Raw genomic sequence first — 17,282 nt, forward strand, 5'->3', positions numbered from 1 at the left:
GCATGGCAGTTTTCCGCCTGTCAGTGGCGGGTGGCAGGATCGAAGACATGCCAGACGCGCTCGCTGCCAGCCTTGATGCCCGCCCCTACGACGCTTTGCTGCTGCTCTCGTTCGGAGGCCCCGAGGGCCCGGACGACGTGGTCCCGTTCCTGGAGAACGTGACGCGTGGCCGAGGCATCCCCAAGGAGCGGCTCAAGGAAGTGGGCCAGCATTACTTCCTGTTCGGCGGGGTCAGCCCGATCAACGACCAGAACCGGGCGCTGCTCGACGCCCTGCGCAAGGACTTCGCCGAGCACGGCCTGGACCTGCCGGTCTACTGGGGCAACAGGAACTGGGCGCCGTACCTGACCGACACCCTGCGCGAGATGGTCACCGACGGCCACCGCCGCATCCTGACTCTCGCGACCAGCGCGTACGCGTCGTACTCGGGGTGCCGCCAGTACCGCGAGAACCTTGCGGAGTCGCTCGCCGCCCTGGAGGCCGAGGGCCTGGAGCTGCCGAAGATCGACAAGCTGCGGCACTACTTCAACCACCCCGGCTTCGTGCGCCCCATGGTCGACGGCGTCCTGAAGTCCCTCGCCGACCTGCCCGACGAGGTCCGCGACGGCGCCCACATCGCGTTCAGCACGCACTCCATCCCGACCGCCGCCGCCGACACCTCCGGGCCGGTCGAGGAGCACGGCGAGGGCGGCGCGTACGTCGAGCAGCACCTGGACGTCGCGCGGCTGATCGCCGACGCCGTGCGCGAGGAGACCGGCGTCGACCACCCCTGGCAGCTCGTCTACCAGTCGCGCTCCGGCGCCCCGCACATCCCGTGGCTCGAGCCCGACATCTGCGACCACCTGGAGGAGCGGCACGGCGCGGGCGTACCGGCCGTCGTCATGGCCCCCATCGGGTTCGTCTCGGACCACATGGAGGTCCTGTACGACCTCGACACCGAGGCCACCGCCAAGGCCGGGGAGCTGGGCCTGCCGGTGCGCCGCTCCGCGACCGTCGGCGCCGACCCGCGCTTCGCCGCCGCCGTACGGGAGCTGATCCTGGAGCGTGCCGCGGCGGAGAGCGGGAAAAACGTCACGCCGTGCGCCCTGGGCGCGCTCGGCGCCAGCCACGATCTGTGCCCCGTGGGCTGCTGCCCGGCCCGCGCCCCCAAGCCCGCCGCCGCGGGCGCCGACAGCCCGTACGCGTAAGGAACCGACGTGACCGACCCCAAGGCCGACGTGACCGACGACCCCAAGGCCGACCCGACCGGCTTGACCGGCCTCAAGGCCGAACTGCTCGACGTCGCCCTGGAGGCGGCCGCCCGCGCCGGGGCCTTCCTGCGGGACGGGCGCCCCGCCGACCTCGGCGTCGCCGCCACCAAGACCAGCGCCGTCGACGTGGTCACCGAGATGGACATCGCCTCCGAGAAGCTGATCACGGACTACCTGGCCGGGCGCCGCCCCGAGGACGGCGTCCTCGGTGAGGAGGGCGCCTCCAAGGAGGGCACCAGCGGCGTCCAGTGGGTGATCGACCCCATCGACGGCACCGTCAACTACCTGTACGGGCGCCCCGACTGGTCCGTCTCCATCGCGGCCCGCAAGGACGGCGAGACCCTGGTCGGCGTCGTCGCGGCGCCCATGCGCCGCGAGACCTACCGCGCCGTCCTGGGGGAGGGGACCTTCGTGAACGACCTGGCCGCCCACGCGCGCGTGGCGCCGCCTTTCGCGCAGGCCCTGGTCGGCACCGGATTCGGCTACCTGGAGACGCGCAGGGCCCATCAGGCCGACGTCGTACGGGAGTTGGTCCCCCGGGTCCGCGACATCAGACGGGGCGGATCGGCCGCGATCGACCTGTGCGACGTGGCCCTGGGCCGCCTGGACGCGTACTACGAGCGCGGCCTCAACCCCTGGGACTACGCGGCGGGCGACCTCATCGCGCGCGAGGCGGGCCTCCTGACCGGCGGCCGCCCCGGCGAGCCCGTCTCACCCGAGCTGACGGTCGCCGCTCCGCCCGGCCTCTTCGAGCAGCTCCAGAGCCTCCTCGAGGAGCTCGGCGCCTGGCACGACTGACACGACCGGCCGCCGACACGACGAAGGGCCCCGGCGCCCGCCTGGATCGATATCAGGCGCCGGGGCCCTTTCCTGTGTCCGTGCGTGAACGTGGAGAAACGGTGGTCAGGCGCTCGCGGCGTGGATCTCCACGCCGTGCTCCGCGGCGAGGCGGTGCAGGTCGTCCAGCTCGCCCTGCTCGACCTCGGCAAGGAAGTCGTCGCCGGTCTCGCGCGCCAGCGTGAGGTCGGACTCGGCCGCCTTTATGCGCTGCAGAAGTCCTGCGGTGAATGCGTCCATGGTTGCGCCCCCTCGTCCTGGGTCGTGGGTCGGTGGCACGGGGGTGTGCCCTGTGGAAGGGGCGATCACGTCCCCAGCCGCCCCGCGGCTGGCAGCTCGTGGCACGCCACATACAAAGCGTGATCGCGGGTGTAAACCCGTCCTCCCCCACGACCCTTCCGGGGAAACCTCGGTGCGCCAGAAAAACCGGCCCCGCTGCTGCGCCTGGTCGCCTTACAGCCGGTTTATGGCCGAAAGGGGCAGGATGGAGGCTCACACCCCAGGAAACAGATCCGCCCGCGCGTGCCCGAACCCGCTCGCGGGCGGCCAGAGGAAGGACAGCGACGTGCGCGTACTCGTCGTCGAGGACGAGCAACTGCTCGCCGATGCGGTGGCCACCGGACTGCGCCGGGAGGCCATGGCCGTCGACGTCGTGTACGACGGTGCGGCCGCCCTTGAGCGCATCGGCGTCAACGACTACGACGTGGTCGTCCTCGACCGCGACCTCCCGCTCGTGCACGGCGACGACGTCGCCCGCAAACTCGTCGAGCTGGGCATGCCCACCCGCATCCTGATGCTCACCGCCTCCGGCGACGTCAGCGACCGCGTGGAGGGCCTGGAGCTGGGCGCCGACGACTACCTGCCCAAGCCCTTCGCCTTCACCGAGCTGACGGCCCGCGTCCGGGCCCTCGGACGCCGTACGAGCGTGCCGCTGCCGCCCGTCCTGGAGCGCGCCGGGATCAAGCTCGACCCGAACCGGCGCGAGGTGTTCCGCGACGGCAAGGAGATCCAGCTGGCCCCCAAGGAGTTCGCCGTCCTGGAAGTACTGCTGCGCAGCGAGGGCGCCGTCGTCTCCGCCGAGCAGCTCCTGGAGAAGGCCTGGGACGAGAACACCGACCCGTTCACCAATGTCGTGCGCGTCACCGTCATGACGCTGCGCCGCAAGCTCGGCGAGCCCGCGGTGATCGTCACGGTGCCCGGCTCCGGCTACCGGATCTGATCCCTCCATGGCCGCCGCACCAGCGCCACCCAGCGCGCCACCGAAACCCACCTGGAAGCCCGGCGCGAAGGTCGAGCCGCCCTTCCCCTGGCTCCGCCCCACGATCCGCATACGGCTCACGCTGCTGTACGGCGGGATGTTCCTCATCGCGGGCATCCTGCTGCTCTCGATCATCTACATGCTCGCGGCGCAGGCGCTCAACGTGGGCAGCGAGCTGCCGTTCAAGATCATCAACCACAACCTCGTCAGCTCCGTCTGCACCTTCCCGTCCGACCCGACGGACAACCAGCTCAACGACGCCCTGAACGACTGCGTCAACCAGCAGCGCCAGCACGCGCTGGACGTCCTGCTGAGCCGCTCCCTGATGGCGCTGCTCGGCCTCGCGATCATCGCGTTCGCCTTCGGGTACGCGATGGCCGGCCGCGTCCTGTCCCCGCTCGGCCGCATCACGCGCACCGCGCGCCGCGTGGCCGGCTCGGACCTGACCCGCCGCATCGAGCTGGACGGCCCGGACGACGAGCTCAAGGAGCTCTCGGACACCTTCGACGAGATGCTCGACCGCCTGGAGCGCGCGTTCACGGCGCAGCAGCGCTTCGTCGGCAACGCCTCGCACGAGCTGCGCACCCCGCTCGCCATCAACCGCACCCTCCTTGAGGTCCACCTCTCGGACCCGGGCGCCCCGGTCGAGCTCCAGCAGCTCGGCAAGACGCTGCTCGCCACGAACGAGCGCAGCGAACAGCTCGTCGAGGGCCTGCTGCTGCTCGCCCGCAGCGACAACCAGATCGTCGAGCGCAAGCCCGTGGACCTCGCCGAGGTCGCCACCCAGGCGATCGATCAGGCCAGGTCCGAGGCGGACGACAAGGGCGTGGAGATCCGCGGCGAGCGCAAGGAGGCGGTCGTCCAGGGCAACGGCGTCCTGCTCGAGCGCATCGCGATGAACCTGGTGCAGAACGCCATCCGGTACAACGTGGCGGAGGACGGCTGGGTCGAGGTCCACACCGATGCCCAGCACGGTCAGGCCGTCCTGCTCGTCACCAATACGGGTCCGGTCGTTCCCGCGTACGAGATCGACAACCTCTTCGAGCCGTTCCGGCGGCTGCGTACCGAGCGCACGGGCAGCGACAAGGGCGTGGGCCTCGGACTGTCCATCGCCCGCTCGGTCGCCCGCGCCCACGGTGGCCGGATCAGCGCGGTTCCCCGCGAGGGAGGTGGCCTCGTGATGCGCGTCACGCTGCCGATCTAGGCCGGTTCGACGTGCGACGGACCGATGGATCTGACATGCTTCCGCCGACGCGCGGCAGGGGTTCGCTTATAGCGGAATTTTCGGGAGTTGCGCCCAGAGGGGTCGTGTGTGATCGATCACAAGGGCGTTATTCCCGCCCTCCACGCTCCGTGATCGCGAAAGCCGCCTGAAAGCCGGAAAATCCGAGTTTTCGGGCAGCTTGATCACGGGAAGTACACGGGGTGGCGCCCGTGCGGAGCTAAATCGGACGGTGTACGGTCCGGTTCGCCACCCAAGCCGATCACTACAAAGCGGTCCGGTTGGGTGTCGATTGAGTAACAGACCTTGATGTGAGGCAAAATCTCCGCCTCAGGTCGGGCACAAGTCCGGCCTCTCATGCGTTACGTGCGCTGAGACACCGCATACACCCAGAGGGGGAGAGCGCGACATGGCAACGGATTACGACACCCCACGCAAGACCGATGACGACCTCAACGAGGACAGCATCGAAGAACTGAAGTCCCGGCGTAACGACAAGTCGGCGTCCAATGTGGACGTGGACGAGTTCGAGGCGGCCGAGGGCCTGGAACTCCCGGGCGCCGACCTCTCGAACGAGGAGCTGGCCGTCCGGGTCCTGCCCAAGCAGCAGGACGAGTTCACCTGCATGAGCTGCTTCCTGGTGCACCACCGCAGCCAGCTCGCGCGGGAGAAGAACGGCCAGCCGATCTGCCGCGACTGCGACTGAGGTGGGGTCGGGCATGAGTGGCTCGACCCCGCCCCGGAAACGCCGCGTCCGGATCAGGCGCTGGAACGCGGCACAAGGCCCGTCGGAGGCCGTGCGTGACGACGACGAGCGAGGCTCTTCCACCGGTGACGACGGTGCGGGCGCCTCGCTCGAAGTGGCTCACGCGCGCGATGCGACGGGTGAGCCGGCGGCGGCCGGCGTCGTGGACCAGCACGACGCCGACGCGGCCGACACCGCCGGACCGGAAGTACGGCTGGCCCGACGCCGGGCGAGCGCCGTGCGCGACGGCGTCCGCAAGACCGGCAGCGTGGCGAGAACAGGAATGGTCAAAGGCGGCAGCGCCGCCAGGACCGGAATGGTCAAGGGCGGCACGGCCGCCAGAGCCGGTCTCGGTTACCTCGCCGACCGGATCATCGACATCGCGCCGCGGGTGCCCGTACGGGACCTCGCGACCCTGCGCAGACACTTCCCCGGCCTCGGGCCCGAGGACCTCGCCGACAAACTGGTCGCCGGAGCGGCGGCCGCCACGTCCACGGTGGGCGCCGGAGTCGGCGCGGCCGCGATGCTGCCCGTACCGCCCGCGATGCCGGCCGAACTGGCCGCGGAGATCACGGGCGTCGCCGCGATCGAGCTGAAGCTGATCGCCGAACTGCACGAGGTCTACGGCGTCCGGCCCAAGGGCGGACTGACGGACCGCAGCGGCGTCTACCTCTCGTCCTGGTCGCAGGAGCGCGGTATCGACATCGCCAAACCCACGACGTTCGACAACGCGCTCGGCGGCCAGATGAAGCGCGAGCTGCGTCAGCAGATCATGAAGCGGATGCTGCGCGATCTGCCGATGCTCATGCCGTTCCTGGTCGGCGCCGTGGTCGGCGGGGCCATGAACCGCCGGGACACCAAGCGCCTCGCGGAGCGGGTGCGCAGGGACCTGCGGCGCTTCCAGGTGCCCTGGGAGGCCCTGCCGGAGCTGCCGCCGCTCGTGACGCCCAAGGACGCCCTGGAGATCGAGGACTGAGCGCCCCCGCGCAGCCTCGGCCTCAGGCGCCCAGAGCCTTTGCCAGGGCTGCAGGCTCGCGCGTCGACAGGTAGACGTACGGCGTCGGGTCCGTCGGATCCGTGATCTCCGCGCGCACCGCCGTGGGGACATAGCTGCGCAGCACCATGAACGCGCGCGGGTCCGCCTTGTACGTCCGCCAGGCGCGGGCCTCCTCGGCGTCCAGGATCTCCACCGCGCCGAGCGCCGACAGCGGGATCTTCGCGTCGCCCGCGACCAGCGAACCGGCCACGACACGGATGCGGACCGAGCCGTACTGGCTGGTGAGGACCGCGGCCACGAGCAGGCCGCCGACGAAGCCGCCGAGCAGCGGGAGCGTGCCGAACGGCAGCAGGGTGAGACCGCAGGCGACACCCACCAGGAAGCTCACCAGCCACCACGAACGGGGTGCGGTGAGGCGTTCTTCATAAGGCGTCGTCGAGAGCTCCATGGAGCCAAGCTTGGCACGATGCGTCAGCACCCAGGGCGCGCGGGTAAGGTCTGCGCCTGTGAGTGGTACTTCAGCAGCTCTGACGCCCCCCGCCGACGCCATAGCGCCAGGGCGGCACCCCGACGCTCCCGCCCCGGGAGAGCTCCTCGGCGCGCACTACGGACACTGTTTCGGCTGCGGCGGCGAACAGCCGCACGGACTGCACCTGGAGGCGCGCGCCGGGGACGGCGTGAGCGTCACCGCCGAGTTCACCGTGCGCGCCGCACACCAGGGCGCCCCCGGCCTCGCGCACGGCGGCATCCTCGCCGCCGCGCTCGACGAGACGCTGGGCTCGCTGAACTGGCTGCTGCGCGTCATCGCCGTGACGGGCCGCCTGGAGACGGACTTCGTGCGTCCCGTGCCCGTGGACACCGTGCTGTTCCTGTCCGCCGAGGTCACCGCGGTCGCCGGGCGCAAGATCTACTCGACCGCCGTCGGCCGGATCGGCGGCCCCGACGGGCCCGTCGCGGTCCGTGCCGACGCCCTCTTCATCGAGGTCAAGGTCGACCACTTCATCGACAACGGCCGCCCGGAGGAGATCCAGGCGGCCATGAGCGACCCGGACCAGGTCCGGCGCGCCCGCGCCTTCGAGGTGAACCCGTGACCCAGCCGTTGGACGTGCTCATCCGGCGCGTCGATGCCGACGTACCGCTGCCCGCGTACGAGCACCCGGGCGACGCGGGCGCGGATCTGCGGACCACCGAGGCGTGCGACCTCGCCCCCGGCGAGCGCGTGGTCCTGCCCACCGGGGTGTCTGTCGCGCTGCCCGAGGGGTACGCGGCCTTCGTGCACCCACGGTCCGGCCTCGCAGCCCGCTGCGGTGTCGCTCTGGTGAATGCCCCAGGGACGGTGGATGCCGGGTACCGTGGGGAGATCAAGGTGATCGTGGTGAATCTCGACCCGCGCGAGAGTGTGCGGTTCGAGCGTTTCGACCGGATTGCCCAACTGGTCGTCCAGCAGGTCGAGAGGGTGCGCTTCCACGAGGTGGCCCAGCTTCCCGACTCCGCTCGGGCCGAGGGGGGCTTCGGGTCCACGGGCGGACACGCCTCCGTGGGCACGGACGGTCAAAAGGGTGGGAATCGATACGCTTCGGTCGTATCCGACCGGGAAGGACAGTGACGTGTTCGGACGTCGCAAGAAGAACAGCTCCGCTGAAGACGCAGTGGACGCGGCGGGCGAGGCCGAGCAGGTCGACGGTGTCGACAGTGCCGACACGGACGCCGAGGGGGAGCCGCAGCGCGTCCGGCTCGAGCCCGAGCCACGCCCCGACGGCCCCTGGGACTCGACCGAGGTCCGCGAGCCCGGCGAGGGCCGGGTCGACCTGGGCGGGCTCTTCGTCCCCGGTGTGGAGGGCATGGAGCTGCGCGTGGAGGTCGCGGGCGACGCGATCGTCGCCGCGACCGTCGTCCTCCAGGACAGCGCGGTGCAGCTGCAGGCCTTCGCCGCCCCCAAGAAAGAGGGCATCTGGGGCGAGGTCCGCGAGGAGATCGCCTCCGGCATCACGCAGCAGGGCGGCGTGATCGACGAGGTCGAGGGTCCGCTCGGCTGGGAGCTGCGGGCCCAGGTGCCGGTGCAGCTGCCGGACGGCACGGGCGGCTTCCAGGTGGTCCGGTTCATCGGTGTGGACGGCCCGCGCTGGTTCCTGCGCGGTGTGATCTCGGGTCAGGGCGCCGTGCAGCCGCAGGCGGCCGGCCTCCTCGAGCAGATCTTCCGGGACACGGTCGTGGTTCGCGGTGACGGTCCGATGGCGCCGCGCGACCCGATCGTCCTGAAGCTCCCCGAGGACGCGCAGATGGTCGCCGAGGGCACCCCCCAGGATGCCGCCGAGGGCTCGCGCTTCTCGGGCGGCATGGGGCAGCTGGCTCGCGGCCCGGAGATCACCGAGGTCCGCTGACAGGTTCCGACTGGCTTCACGCAAAACGGCCGGGGCCGCGCATCCGACAGGGTGCGCGGCCCCGGCCGTTCTCGTGCGCTCGCACGCCACACCGCGTTTCTTTTCTCACCCCTTGACGGAAGTCTGGTCCGTACCTAGGGTCACCGGCCAACGCCGTGGTTCATATCGGCGCCCAACGTTCACATACGAGAACGTCGGCATCGTCCATACGAGAACGGATGGCCCCCACCATGCAGGCTCGTCACACGCGTCACCGCGGAACGCGCCCCGCCCTGCTTGCCACGCTCGTCACCGCCGTCACCGCCCTTGTGGCCGGTGTCGTCACCGGTCCCGGCGCCGACCGCGCCGACGCCGCCCCCGCCACGTTCGCCCACCCCGGAGTCACCGTCTCCAAGGGGCAGCTCGACTTCGCCAAGGCCAAGGTCGACGCCGGGGCACAGCCCTGGAAGAGCGCCTTCGACCAGATGATGGCGAGCAGGTACGCCGATCTGAACCGCACGCCCAAGCCGCGCGCCACCGTCGAGTGCGGCTCGTACTCCAACCCCAACTACGGCTGCACCGACGAGCGCGAGGACGCGATAGCCGCCTATACCGACGCGCTCGCCTGGTACTTCACGCGCGACGAGCGGTACGCGAAGAAGTCGATCGCGCTCATGGACGCCTGGTCCGGGTCGATCAAGGAGCACACCAACAGCAACGCGCCCCTGCAGACCGGCTGGGCCGGTTCCTCCTGGCCCAAGGCCGCGGAGATCATCAAATACACGTACACCGGCGGCTGGGCCAACGAGGGCCGCTTCCGGACCATGCTGCGCGACGTGTACCTGCCCAAGGTCATCAACGGCTCCAACTCCAACGGGAACTGGGAGCTGTCGATGATGGAGGCCGCCGTCGGCATTTCCGTCTTCCTGGAGGACAAGGCGTCGTACGACAAGGCGATGGCGAAGTTCCGGACGCGCACAGCGGCCTACGTCTACCTGGAGTCGGACGGCGCGCTGCCCAAGACCGTGCCGAGCCAGAACCTGGATACCAAAGCGAAGATCGTCAACTATTGGCAAGGTCAGTCAACCTTCATGACCGGGTTGACGCAGGAGACCTGCCGCGACTTCACCCACACCGGATACGGCATCTCCGCCATCTCGCACATCGCCGAGACCAGCCGCATCCAGGGCCAGGACCTGTACGGCACCGACGTGGGCGAGCGGCTGCGGCAGGCGCTCGGCTTCCAGGCCAAGTACGAACTCGGCACGGCGGTCCCGAGTTCGCTGTGCGGCGGCAGCGTCAACCGCGGCCTCGGCCCCGTCACCGAGGTCGGCTACAACGCCCTGCACACCCGCCTCGGCACGGCCATGACCAACACCCAGAAGCTGACCGAGCAGCAGCGGCCGGCCGGCTCCGACAACCTGTTCGTCGCCTGGGAGACCCTGACCCACGCCGAGAACCCGAGCTAGTCCAGAGCCGGCCGGCCTTTCGCGACCGGCTCCGGCCATTGCCCGGCCGGGCGCCGCGTGACCATACTGGCGCCCGGCCGGGAACGTACGTACGGGGGAGCAAGGCGCATGACCGAGAGCACCGAGGCCGGGACCGCCGTCCTCGACCAGGACGGCCGCGGGCCGATGGTCGTCGTACGGGACCTGCACCGCTCCTACGGGAGCGGTGCCGCCGCGGTGCACGCCCTGCGCGGCGTCTCCTTCGAGGTGCCGCGCGGCGAACTCGTCGCCCTCAAGGGCCGCTCCGGGTCCGGCAAGACCACGCTGCTCAACCTCGTGGGCGGCCTCGACGAGCCCGACGGCGGGCGCATCGAGGTCGACGGGCGCAGCCTCGCCGACCTCGGCGAGAGCGGGCTTCTGGAACTGCGCAGGGACCGGATCGGCTTCATCTTCCAGTCCTTCGGGCTCATCCCGATCCTCACCGCCGCCGAGAACGTCGGCGTGCCCATGCGGCTGCGCAAGGCACCGGTGCGCGAGCGCGAGGAGCGCGTCGAGCTGCTGCTCGGCCTCGTCGGCCTCGCGGACCACGCCAAGCAGCGGCCCGGTGAACTCTCCGGCGGCCAGCAGCAGCGCGTCGCCATCGCGCGCGCCCTCGCCAACAAGCCGGCCCTGCTCGTCGCCGACGAACCGACCGGGCAGCTCGACGCAGAGACCGGCCTCGCCGTCATGGAGCTGCTGCGCGCCGTCGTGCGCAGCGAGCACGTCACCGCGCTCGTCGCCACCCACGACACGGCCCTGCTCGACCTCGCCGACCGCGTCCTGGAGCTGAGCGACGGCGAGATCGTCGAGCACTGAAACCGGAGCCGTGCGGCCCGCGCGGCATCAGGGTTGTGTCAAAGACACCCGCTCACCAGGCATCCGTTCCGTTCTGCCGCCGCGCTGACCGTAAGGTCGTGCCGTAGCCAGCAGGAAGACGAAGAGGCCATGGGACGCGGCAAGCTCCGGATCTACCTCGGTTCCGCACCGGGCGTCGGCAAGACGTACGCGATGCTGGCCGAGGCGCACCGCCGTATCGAGCGCGGCACCGACTGCGTGGTGGCGTTCGTCGAGCACCACCGGCGGCCACGGACCGAGGTCATGCTGCACGGCCTCGAACAGGTGGCGCTCAAGGAGATCGAGTACCGCGGCGGCGTCTTCCAGGAGATGGACGTCGACGCGGTCCTCACCCGAGCCCCGGCCGTCGCCCTCGTCGACGAACTGGCGCACACCAATGTGCCGGGCTCGCGCAACGCCAAGCGCTGGCAGGACGTACGTGTACTGCTTGACGCGGGTATTGACGTCGTCTCGACAGTCAACATCCAGCACCTCGAATCACTGGGTGACGTGGTCGAGGCGATCACCGGCGTACGCCAGCGCGAGACCGTCCCCGACGAGATCGTGCGCCGCGCCGACCAGATCGAGCTGGTCGACATGTCGCCGCAGGCGCTGCGCCGCCGCATGGCCCACGGCAACATCTACAAACCCGACAAGGTCGACGCGGCCCTCTCCAACTACTTCCGCCCCGGCAACCTCACCGCCTTGCGCGAGCTCGCCCTGCTGTGGGTCGCCGACCGCGCCGACGAGTACCTCCAGCAGTACCGCGGCGAGCACGACATCCGCTCCACCTGGCAAGCGCGCGAACGCATCGTCGTCGGCCTGACCGGCGGCCCCGAGGGCCGTACGCTGATCAGGCGCGCGGCGCGGCTCGCGGAGAAGGGCGCCGGCGGCGAGGTCCTCGCCGTCTACATCGCCCGCAGCGACGGCCTCACCGCCGCCTCGCCCAAGGAACTGGCCGTCCAGCGCACCCTGGTCGAGGACCTCGGCGGAACCTTCCACCACGTCATCGGCGACGACATCCCCGCGGCGCTCCTGGCGTTCGCCCGCGGCGTCAACGCCACCCAGATCGTCCTCGGCTCCTCCCGCCGCAAGGCCTGGCAGTACATCTTCGGCCCCGGCGTCGGCGCGACCGTCGCCCGCGAGTCCGGGCCCGACCTCGACGTCCACATCGTCACGCACGAGGAGGCCGCCAAGGGGCGCGGCCTGCCCGTCGCGCGCGGCGCCCGCCTGGGCCGCTCCCGCATTATCGGCGGCTGGCTCATCGGCGTCGGCGGCCCGGCGCTGCTCGCCCTGGCGCTCACCCACGTCGACTCCGACCTGGGCCTCGCCAACGACATGCTGCTGTTCCTGTCTTTCACGGTGGCGGCGGCACTGATCGGCGGACTCCTGCCGGCCCTGGCCTCGGCGGCGTTCGGTTCGCTGCTGCTCAACTACTTCTTCACGCCGCCCCTGCATCTGTTCACGGTCGCCGACCCCAAGAACATCGTCGCCATCGTGATCTTCTTCAGTGTCGCCGTCTCGGTCGCCTCGGTCGTCGACCTGGCCGCCCGCCGCACCCACCAGGCCGCCAGGCTGCGCGCCGAGTCCGAGATCCTCTCCTTCCTCGCGGGCAGCGTCCTGCGCGGCGACACCAGCCTGGAGGCGCTGCTCGAACGCGTACGGGAGACGTTCGCCATGGAGTCCGTCGCCCTCCTGGAACGGGAGAGCGACACCGCGCCGTGGACCTGCGCGGGCAGCGCGGGACCGCGCCCCGACGGCCGCCCCGAGGACGCCGACGTGGACGTGCCCGTGGGCGACCACATGGCGCTCGCCCTGTCCGGGCGCGTCCTGCCCGCGGAGGACCGCCGGGTCCTGGCCGCGTTCGCCGCGCAGGCCGCCGTCGTCGTGGACCGGCGCAGGCTCCAGTCAGAGGCCGAGCAGGCCCGCACCCTCGCCGAGGGCAACCGCATCCGCACCGCCCTGCTCGCCGCCGTCAGCCACGACCTGCGTACCCCGCTCGCCGGGATCAAGGCCGCCGTCTCCTCCCTGCGCTCCGAGGACGTCGACTGGTCGCCCGAGGACCAGGCGGAGCTGCTCGAAGGGATCGAGGCGGGCGCCGACCGCCTGGACCACCTCGTCGGCAACCTGCTCGACATGTCCCGCCTCCAGACCGGCACGGTCGCCCCGCTCATGCGCGAGATCGACCTGGACGAGGTGGTGCCGATGGCGCTGGTCGGCGTACCGGACCCGGAGCGCAGTGTTGATCTGGACATCCCGGAGTCCCTGCCCATGGTCAATGTGGACAAGGGGTTGCTGGAGCGGGCCGTCGCCAACATCGTCGAGAACGCCGTCAAGTACAGTCCACCCGATCAACCCGTCCTCGTCTCCGCGAGCACCCTCGGCGAACGGCTCGAACTGCGCGTGGTCGACCGCGGCCCCGGCGTCCCGGACGAGGCCAAGGAGCGCATCTTCGCCCCGTTCCAGCGCTACGGGGACGCCCCGCGCGGCGCGGGCGTCGGGCTCGGGCTCGCCGTGGCACGCGGCTTCGCCGAAGCCATGGGCGGCACGCTCGGCGCGGAGGACACTCCAGGGGGCGGCCTCACCATGGTGCTCACCTTGCGGGCCGCGGGCCGCGCATCCGAATCACAGGATCAGACGTTGACCCGTACAGCAGCACAAGCAGCACAAGCAGCACAAGCAGCACAAGCAGCATCAGCAGCGCCAGCAGCAGACGCAGCGCCGGCGGCATCAGCGGCAGAAGCCGCACCGGCGACACCAGCCGCACCGGCAGCCGACAGCGAAGGACCGCAGAGAGGCAGGCACGCATGACCCGGGTGCTCGTGGTCGACGACGAACCGCAGATCGTTCGCGCCCTCGTCATCAACCTGAAAGCGCGCAAGTACGAGGTGGACGCCGCGTCCGACGGCGCGGGCGCCCTCCAGCTCGCCGCCGCCCGCCACCCCGACGTGGTCGTCCTCGACCTCGGCCTGCCCGACATGGACGGCGTAGAGGTCATCAAGGGGCTGCGCGGCTGGACCCGCGTACCGATCCTGGTGCTCTCCGCACGCCACTCCTCCGACGAGAAGGTCGAGGCGCTCGACGCGGGCGCCGACGACTACGTCACGAAGCCGTTCGGCATGGACGAGCTGCTCGCCAGGTTGCGGGCCGCGGTGCGACGCGCCGAGCCCACCGGCGGCCCGGAGGACGGCGGCATCGTCGAGACGGAGGACTTCACCGTCGACATGGCCGCCAAGAAGGTCCACCGGGACGGCCGTGACGTGCGGCTCACGCCCACCGAGTGGCACCTGCTCGAAGTGCTCGTCCGCAACACCGGCCGTCTGGTCAGCCAGAAGCAACTGCTCCAGGAGGTCTGGGGGCCGTCCTACGGCACGGAGACCAACTACCTGCGGGTGTACATGGCGCAGCTGCGCCGCAAGCTGGAGACCGACCCCTCGCATCCGCGGCACTTCATCACGGAGCCCGGGATGGGGTACCGGTTCGAGAAGTAGGCACCACCCCGTACGTAGGGAGCTCGAAAACCGGGTACACCAGCGAGTACGACCGTGTCAGCGGCCCCGGGTACGCTTCCTGTATGAGTGCTGTTCCTCGTTCCGACAGGGCGTCCGAGAAGCCGGCGGGCCGTTTCCGGCGCATGCTCGACCGACTGTCCACCTCCCAGGAGGATCTGGAGTCGGAGGAGCTGCGCGAGGACTCGGAGACCACGGGCTGCACGCGCATCGGCGACTGCCACGACCGTCAAGTCGTGTCGGTAACTGGTACGTTGCGCACGGTGACCTTGCGGCCACGCGCCGGAGTTCCGGCCCTGGAAGCGGAGTTGTTCGACGGCTCGGCCGCGCTCGACGTGGTCTGGCTCGGGCGACGCTCGATCGTGGGCATCGAACCCGGCCGCAAGCTGATCGCTTCGGGACGGATCTCGATGAGCCGGGGCCGTAGGGTGCTGTTCAACCCGAAGTACGAACTCAGACCGCTCGGACGGGAGTAGCCGGTGACGTCCCTCGACAAGCCGACCGACCGCGAACAAGAAGCCGACCACGGCTCCACCGCCTCCAAGGCGGTGACCGAAGCCGCGCTTTTCGAGGCCTTCGGCGGCGTGCGGGGCATGGTGGAGACGGTCGTTCCCGGCCTCCTCTTCGTGACCATCTTCACGATCAACAAGGACCTGCACATGTCGGCCATCGCGGCTCTCGCGGTGTCCCTTGTCCTGGTCGCGGTCCGCCTCGTCATGAAGGACACCGTCAAGCACGCCTTCAGCGGCGTCTTCGGTGTCGCCTTCGGCGTCGTCTTCGCGATGATGACCGGCAACGCCAAGGACTTCTACCTGCCCGGCATGCTCTACACGCTGGGGCTCGCGCTCGCCTACATCATCACCACGCTGTGCGGAGTCCCTTTGATCGGGCTCATCCTCGGGCCGGTGTTCAAGGAGAACCTGTCCTGGCGTACGCGCAACCCCGGGCGCAAGAAGGCGTACGGGAAGGCCAGTTGGGCCTGGGGGCTCATTCTGCTCGCCAAGTGCGCGGTGCTCTTCCCGTTGTACTGGTGGGGGGACACGACGCAGTTCGGCTGGGTGCTCATCGCGCTGAAGATTCCGCCGTTCCTGCTGGCGGTGTGGCTGACGTGGGTGTTCCTGGCGAAGGCGCCCGCGCCGATCGATGTGTTTGCGGAGATGGAGGCGGCGGAGGCTGCCGAGAAAGCGGAGGCTGCCGAGAAGGCTGAGGCGGCCCGCGCTGAGGGCGGGGCCCCGCGGCATCGCCGTGAAGCCTGAGGCCGTCCGGCGGGTACGGGTGGTTCGTGGCTGGGCGCGCAGTTCCCCGCGTCTCTGAAAGGCAAAAGGATGGCCCGGCGAGCGAAAAGCTCGCCGGGCCATCCTTTTGCCTTTCTTTACGCGTCCTCGCGGCGGACCGACAGGAGGTCCTCCAGCTGTTCCTCGCGGGCCTGGGCCGCTACGAAGAGGAGCTCGTCGCCCGCCTCCAGGGAGTCCTCCTGGCTGGGGGCCAGGACGCGGGTGCCGCGGATGATCGTGACCAGGGACGTGTCCTGGGGCCACTGCACGTCGCCCACGCGCGTGCCGGCCAGGGCCGACTCCGGCGGGAGCGTCAGTTCGACCAGGTTCGCGTCGCCGTGGCTGAAGCGGAGCAGGCGGACCAGGTCGCCGACGCTCACCGCCTCCTCGACCAGGGCCGACATGAGGCGCGGGGTGGAGACGGCGACGTCGACGCCCCACGACTCGTTGAAGAGCCACTCGTTCTTCGGGTTGTTGACGCGGGCGACGACCCGCGGGACCCCGTACTCGGTCTTCGCGAGCAGCGAGACGACGAGGTTGACCTTGTCGTCGCCGGTGGCCGCGATGACCACGTTGCAGCGCTGGAGCGCCGCCTCGTCCAGGGACGTGATCTCGCAGGCGTCGGCCAGCAGCCACTCCGCCTGCGGGACGCGCTCGACCGAGATGGCCGTCGGCGCCTTGTCGACGAGGAGGACCTCGTGACCGTTCTCCAGGAGCTCGCCCGCGATCGAACGGCCGACCGCTCCGGCTCCGGCAATGGCGACCCTCATCAGTGACCGCCTTCCTCGGGGCCTTCGGCGAAGGCCGCCTCGACCTTCTCGACCTCGTCCGTGCGCATCATCACGTGCACGAGGTCGCCCTCCTGCAGCACCGTCTGCGACGTCGGCAGGATCGCCTCGCCGAGGCGGGTGAGAAACGCCACGCGCACGCCCGTCTCCTCCTGGAGGCGGCTGATCTTGTGCCCGACCCAGGAGTCGGAGGCGTGCACCTCGGCGAGCTGCACACCGCCGGTCGGGTCGCGCCACAGCGGCTCCGCGCCGGACGGCAGCAGGCGACGCAGCATCTGGTCGGCGGTCCAGCGGACCGTGGCGACCGTGGGGATGCCCAGGCGCTGGTAGACCTCGGCGCGGCGGGGGTCGTAGATCCGCGCCGCCACGTTCTCGATGCCGAACATCTCGCGGGCCACGCGGGCGGCGATGATGTTCGAGTTGTCACCGCTGGAGACGGCGGCGAAGGCGCCCGCCTCCTCGATGCCCGCCTCGCGCAGGGTGTCCTGGTCGAAGCCGACCCCGGTGACGCGGCGCCCGCCGAACCCGGAGCCCAGACGGCGGAAGGCCGTCGGGTCCTGATCGACGACGGCGACCGTGTGGCCCTGCTGTTCCAGGGTCTGGGCGAGCTGGGACCCCACTCGGCCACAGCCCATGATCACGATATGCACGGACCTACCCCGCACTCCTCATAGGCCTACTGACCTGCGTAAAAACCCTGCTCATGACTCTCTCTCGCGGC

The 17,282-nt window shown here is 70.4% G+C and carries 19 protein-coding genes; 15 read left to right on the plus strand and 4 right to left on the minus strand.

The genetic code is table 11. From position 1 onward, the window contains the following. Window positions 1-47: 47 nt before the first annotated feature. Both ACH4RC_RS00620 and ACH4RC_RS00625 read left to right on the plus strand, forming a co-directional pair. Complete coding sequence (locus ACH4RC_RS00620; RefSeq protein ID WP_398193285.1) at window positions 48-1,187, plus strand: ferrochelatase; 1,140 nt, start codon at window positions 48-50, stop codon at window positions 1,185-1,187. Window positions 1,188-1,250: 63 nt separating this feature from the next. Next, window positions 1,251-2,048: an inositol monophosphatase family protein gene (locus tag ACH4RC_RS00625; protein WP_398195603.1), complete on the plus strand. Its 798-nt coding sequence runs from the start codon at window positions 1,251-1,253 to the stop codon at window positions 2,046-2,048. A gap of 105 nt (window positions 2,049-2,153) precedes the next feature. Here the strand turns inward: ACH4RC_RS00625 and ACH4RC_RS00630 are convergent, their stop codons facing one another. Then, on the minus strand, window positions 2,154-2,327 hold the full coding sequence (locus tag ACH4RC_RS00630; protein WP_356491039.1) for a hypothetical protein: 174 nt from the start codon (window positions 2,325-2,327) through the stop codon (window positions 2,154-2,156). Between the two features lie 325 nt (window positions 2,328-2,652). Between ACH4RC_RS00630 and ACH4RC_RS00635 the strand changes: the two genes are divergently transcribed. From ACH4RC_RS00635 to ACH4RC_RS00650, 4 genes are all read left to right on the plus strand, one after another. Beyond that, the gene (locus ACH4RC_RS00635; RefSeq protein WP_398193288.1) at window positions 2,653-3,306 is read left to right on the plus strand and encodes a response regulator transcription factor; all 654 of its coding nucleotides are present in this window, start codon (window positions 2,653-2,655) and stop codon (window positions 3,304-3,306) included. A gap of 7 nt (window positions 3,307-3,313) precedes the next feature. Further along, window positions 3,314-4,549, plus strand: coding sequence for a sensor histidine kinase (locus tag ACH4RC_RS00640; protein ID WP_398193291.1), 1,236 nt, complete (start codon window positions 3,314-3,316; stop codon window positions 4,547-4,549). Window positions 4,550-4,976: 427 nt separating this feature from the next. After that, a complete protein-coding gene (locus tag ACH4RC_RS00645; RefSeq protein WP_018535993.1) occupies window positions 4,977-5,273 on the plus strand; it encodes a DUF4193 domain-containing protein in 297 nt (98 codons plus the stop codon). A gap of 13 nt (window positions 5,274-5,286) precedes the next feature. Beyond that, window positions 5,287-6,288 carry a hypothetical protein gene (locus ACH4RC_RS00650; protein WP_398193294.1) on the plus strand — a complete coding sequence of 334 codons (1,002 nt, stop codon included), beginning with the start codon at window positions 5,287-5,289 and terminating at the stop codon, window positions 6,286-6,288. A gap of 22 nt (window positions 6,289-6,310) precedes the next feature. On the opposite strand, the gene ACH4RC_RS00655 is transcribed toward ACH4RC_RS00650, so the two are convergent. Continuing rightward, complete coding sequence (locus ACH4RC_RS00655; protein ID WP_398193295.1) at window positions 6,311-6,757, minus strand: DUF3093 domain-containing protein; 447 nt, start codon at window positions 6,755-6,757, stop codon at window positions 6,311-6,313. Between the two features lie 58 nt (window positions 6,758-6,815). Between ACH4RC_RS00655 and ACH4RC_RS00660 the strand changes: the two genes are divergently transcribed. The 9 genes from ACH4RC_RS00660 to ACH4RC_RS00700 all read left to right on the plus strand — a co-directional run bounded on the left by ACH4RC_RS00660 (window position 6,816) and on the right by ACH4RC_RS00700 (window position 15,755). Further along, window positions 6,816-7,400, plus strand: a complete 585-nt coding sequence (locus tag ACH4RC_RS00660) for a PaaI family thioesterase (RefSeq protein ID WP_398193298.1) — start codon at window positions 6,816-6,818, stop codon at window positions 7,398-7,400. Beyond that, a complete protein-coding gene (gene dut / locus ACH4RC_RS00665; protein WP_398193301.1) occupies window positions 7,397-7,915 on the plus strand; it encodes a dUTP diphosphatase in 519 nt (172 codons plus the stop codon). The genes ACH4RC_RS00660 and dut overlap by 4 nt, the downstream gene beginning before the upstream one ends. Before the next feature lies 1 nt (window position 7,916). Beyond that, window positions 7,917-8,690: a DUF3710 domain-containing protein gene (locus tag ACH4RC_RS00670; protein WP_398193303.1), complete on the plus strand. Its 774-nt coding sequence runs from the start codon at window positions 7,917-7,919 to the stop codon at window positions 8,688-8,690. Window positions 8,691-8,920: 230 nt separating this feature from the next. After that, on the plus strand, window positions 8,921-10,138 hold the full coding sequence (locus tag ACH4RC_RS00675; RefSeq protein ID WP_398193306.1) for an alginate lyase family protein: 1,218 nt from the start codon (window positions 8,921-8,923) through the stop codon (window positions 10,136-10,138). Window positions 10,139-10,246: 108 nt separating this feature from the next. Next, window positions 10,247-10,972 (plus strand): ABC transporter ATP-binding protein, encoded by a 726-nt coding sequence (locus ACH4RC_RS00680; protein ID WP_398193308.1) that lies wholly within the window; start codon window positions 10,247-10,249, stop codon window positions 10,970-10,972. 129 nt (window positions 10,973-11,101) lie between these two features. After that, window positions 11,102-13,801 (plus strand): ATP-binding protein, encoded by a 2,700-nt coding sequence (locus ACH4RC_RS00685; RefSeq protein ID WP_398193310.1) that lies wholly within the window; start codon window positions 11,102-11,104, stop codon window positions 13,799-13,801. Beyond that, window positions 13,798-14,481 carry a response regulator gene (locus tag ACH4RC_RS00690; protein ID WP_398193313.1) on the plus strand — a complete coding sequence of 228 codons (684 nt, stop codon included), beginning with the start codon at window positions 13,798-13,800 and terminating at the stop codon, window positions 14,479-14,481. The genes ACH4RC_RS00685 and ACH4RC_RS00690 overlap by 4 nt, the downstream gene beginning before the upstream one ends. 83 nt (window positions 14,482-14,564) lie before the next feature. Next, window positions 14,565-14,975 carry an OB-fold nucleic acid binding domain-containing protein gene (locus tag ACH4RC_RS00695; RefSeq protein ID WP_361076334.1) on the plus strand — a complete coding sequence of 137 codons (411 nt, stop codon included), beginning with the start codon at window positions 14,565-14,567 and terminating at the stop codon, window positions 14,973-14,975. A 3-nt stretch (window positions 14,976-14,978) separates the two neighbouring features. Next, entirely contained in the window at window positions 14,979-15,755 is a 777-nt protein-coding gene (locus tag ACH4RC_RS00700; protein ID WP_398193315.1) for a DUF3159 domain-containing protein, read from the plus strand. A 116-nt stretch (window positions 15,756-15,871) separates the two neighbouring features. On the opposite strand, the gene ACH4RC_RS00705 is transcribed toward ACH4RC_RS00700, so the two are convergent. Next, window positions 15,872-16,543 carry a TrkA family potassium uptake protein gene (locus tag ACH4RC_RS00705; RefSeq protein WP_164558793.1) on the minus strand — a complete coding sequence of 224 codons (672 nt, stop codon included), beginning with the start codon at window positions 16,541-16,543 and terminating at the stop codon, window positions 15,872-15,874. Further along, the gene (locus ACH4RC_RS00710; RefSeq protein WP_394429519.1) at window positions 16,543-17,211 is read right to left on the minus strand and encodes a potassium channel family protein; all 669 of its coding nucleotides are present in this window, start codon (window positions 17,209-17,211) and stop codon (window positions 16,543-16,545) included. Before ACH4RC_RS00710 ends, ACH4RC_RS00705 begins: the two co-directional genes overlap by 1 nt. Window positions 17,212-17,282 lie beyond the last annotated feature (71 nt).

The sequence above is a fragment of the Streptomyces sp. NPDC016845 genome (genome assembly GCF_044332585.1).
Lineage (GTDB): Bacteria > Actinomycetota > Actinomycetes > Streptomycetales > Streptomycetaceae > Streptomyces.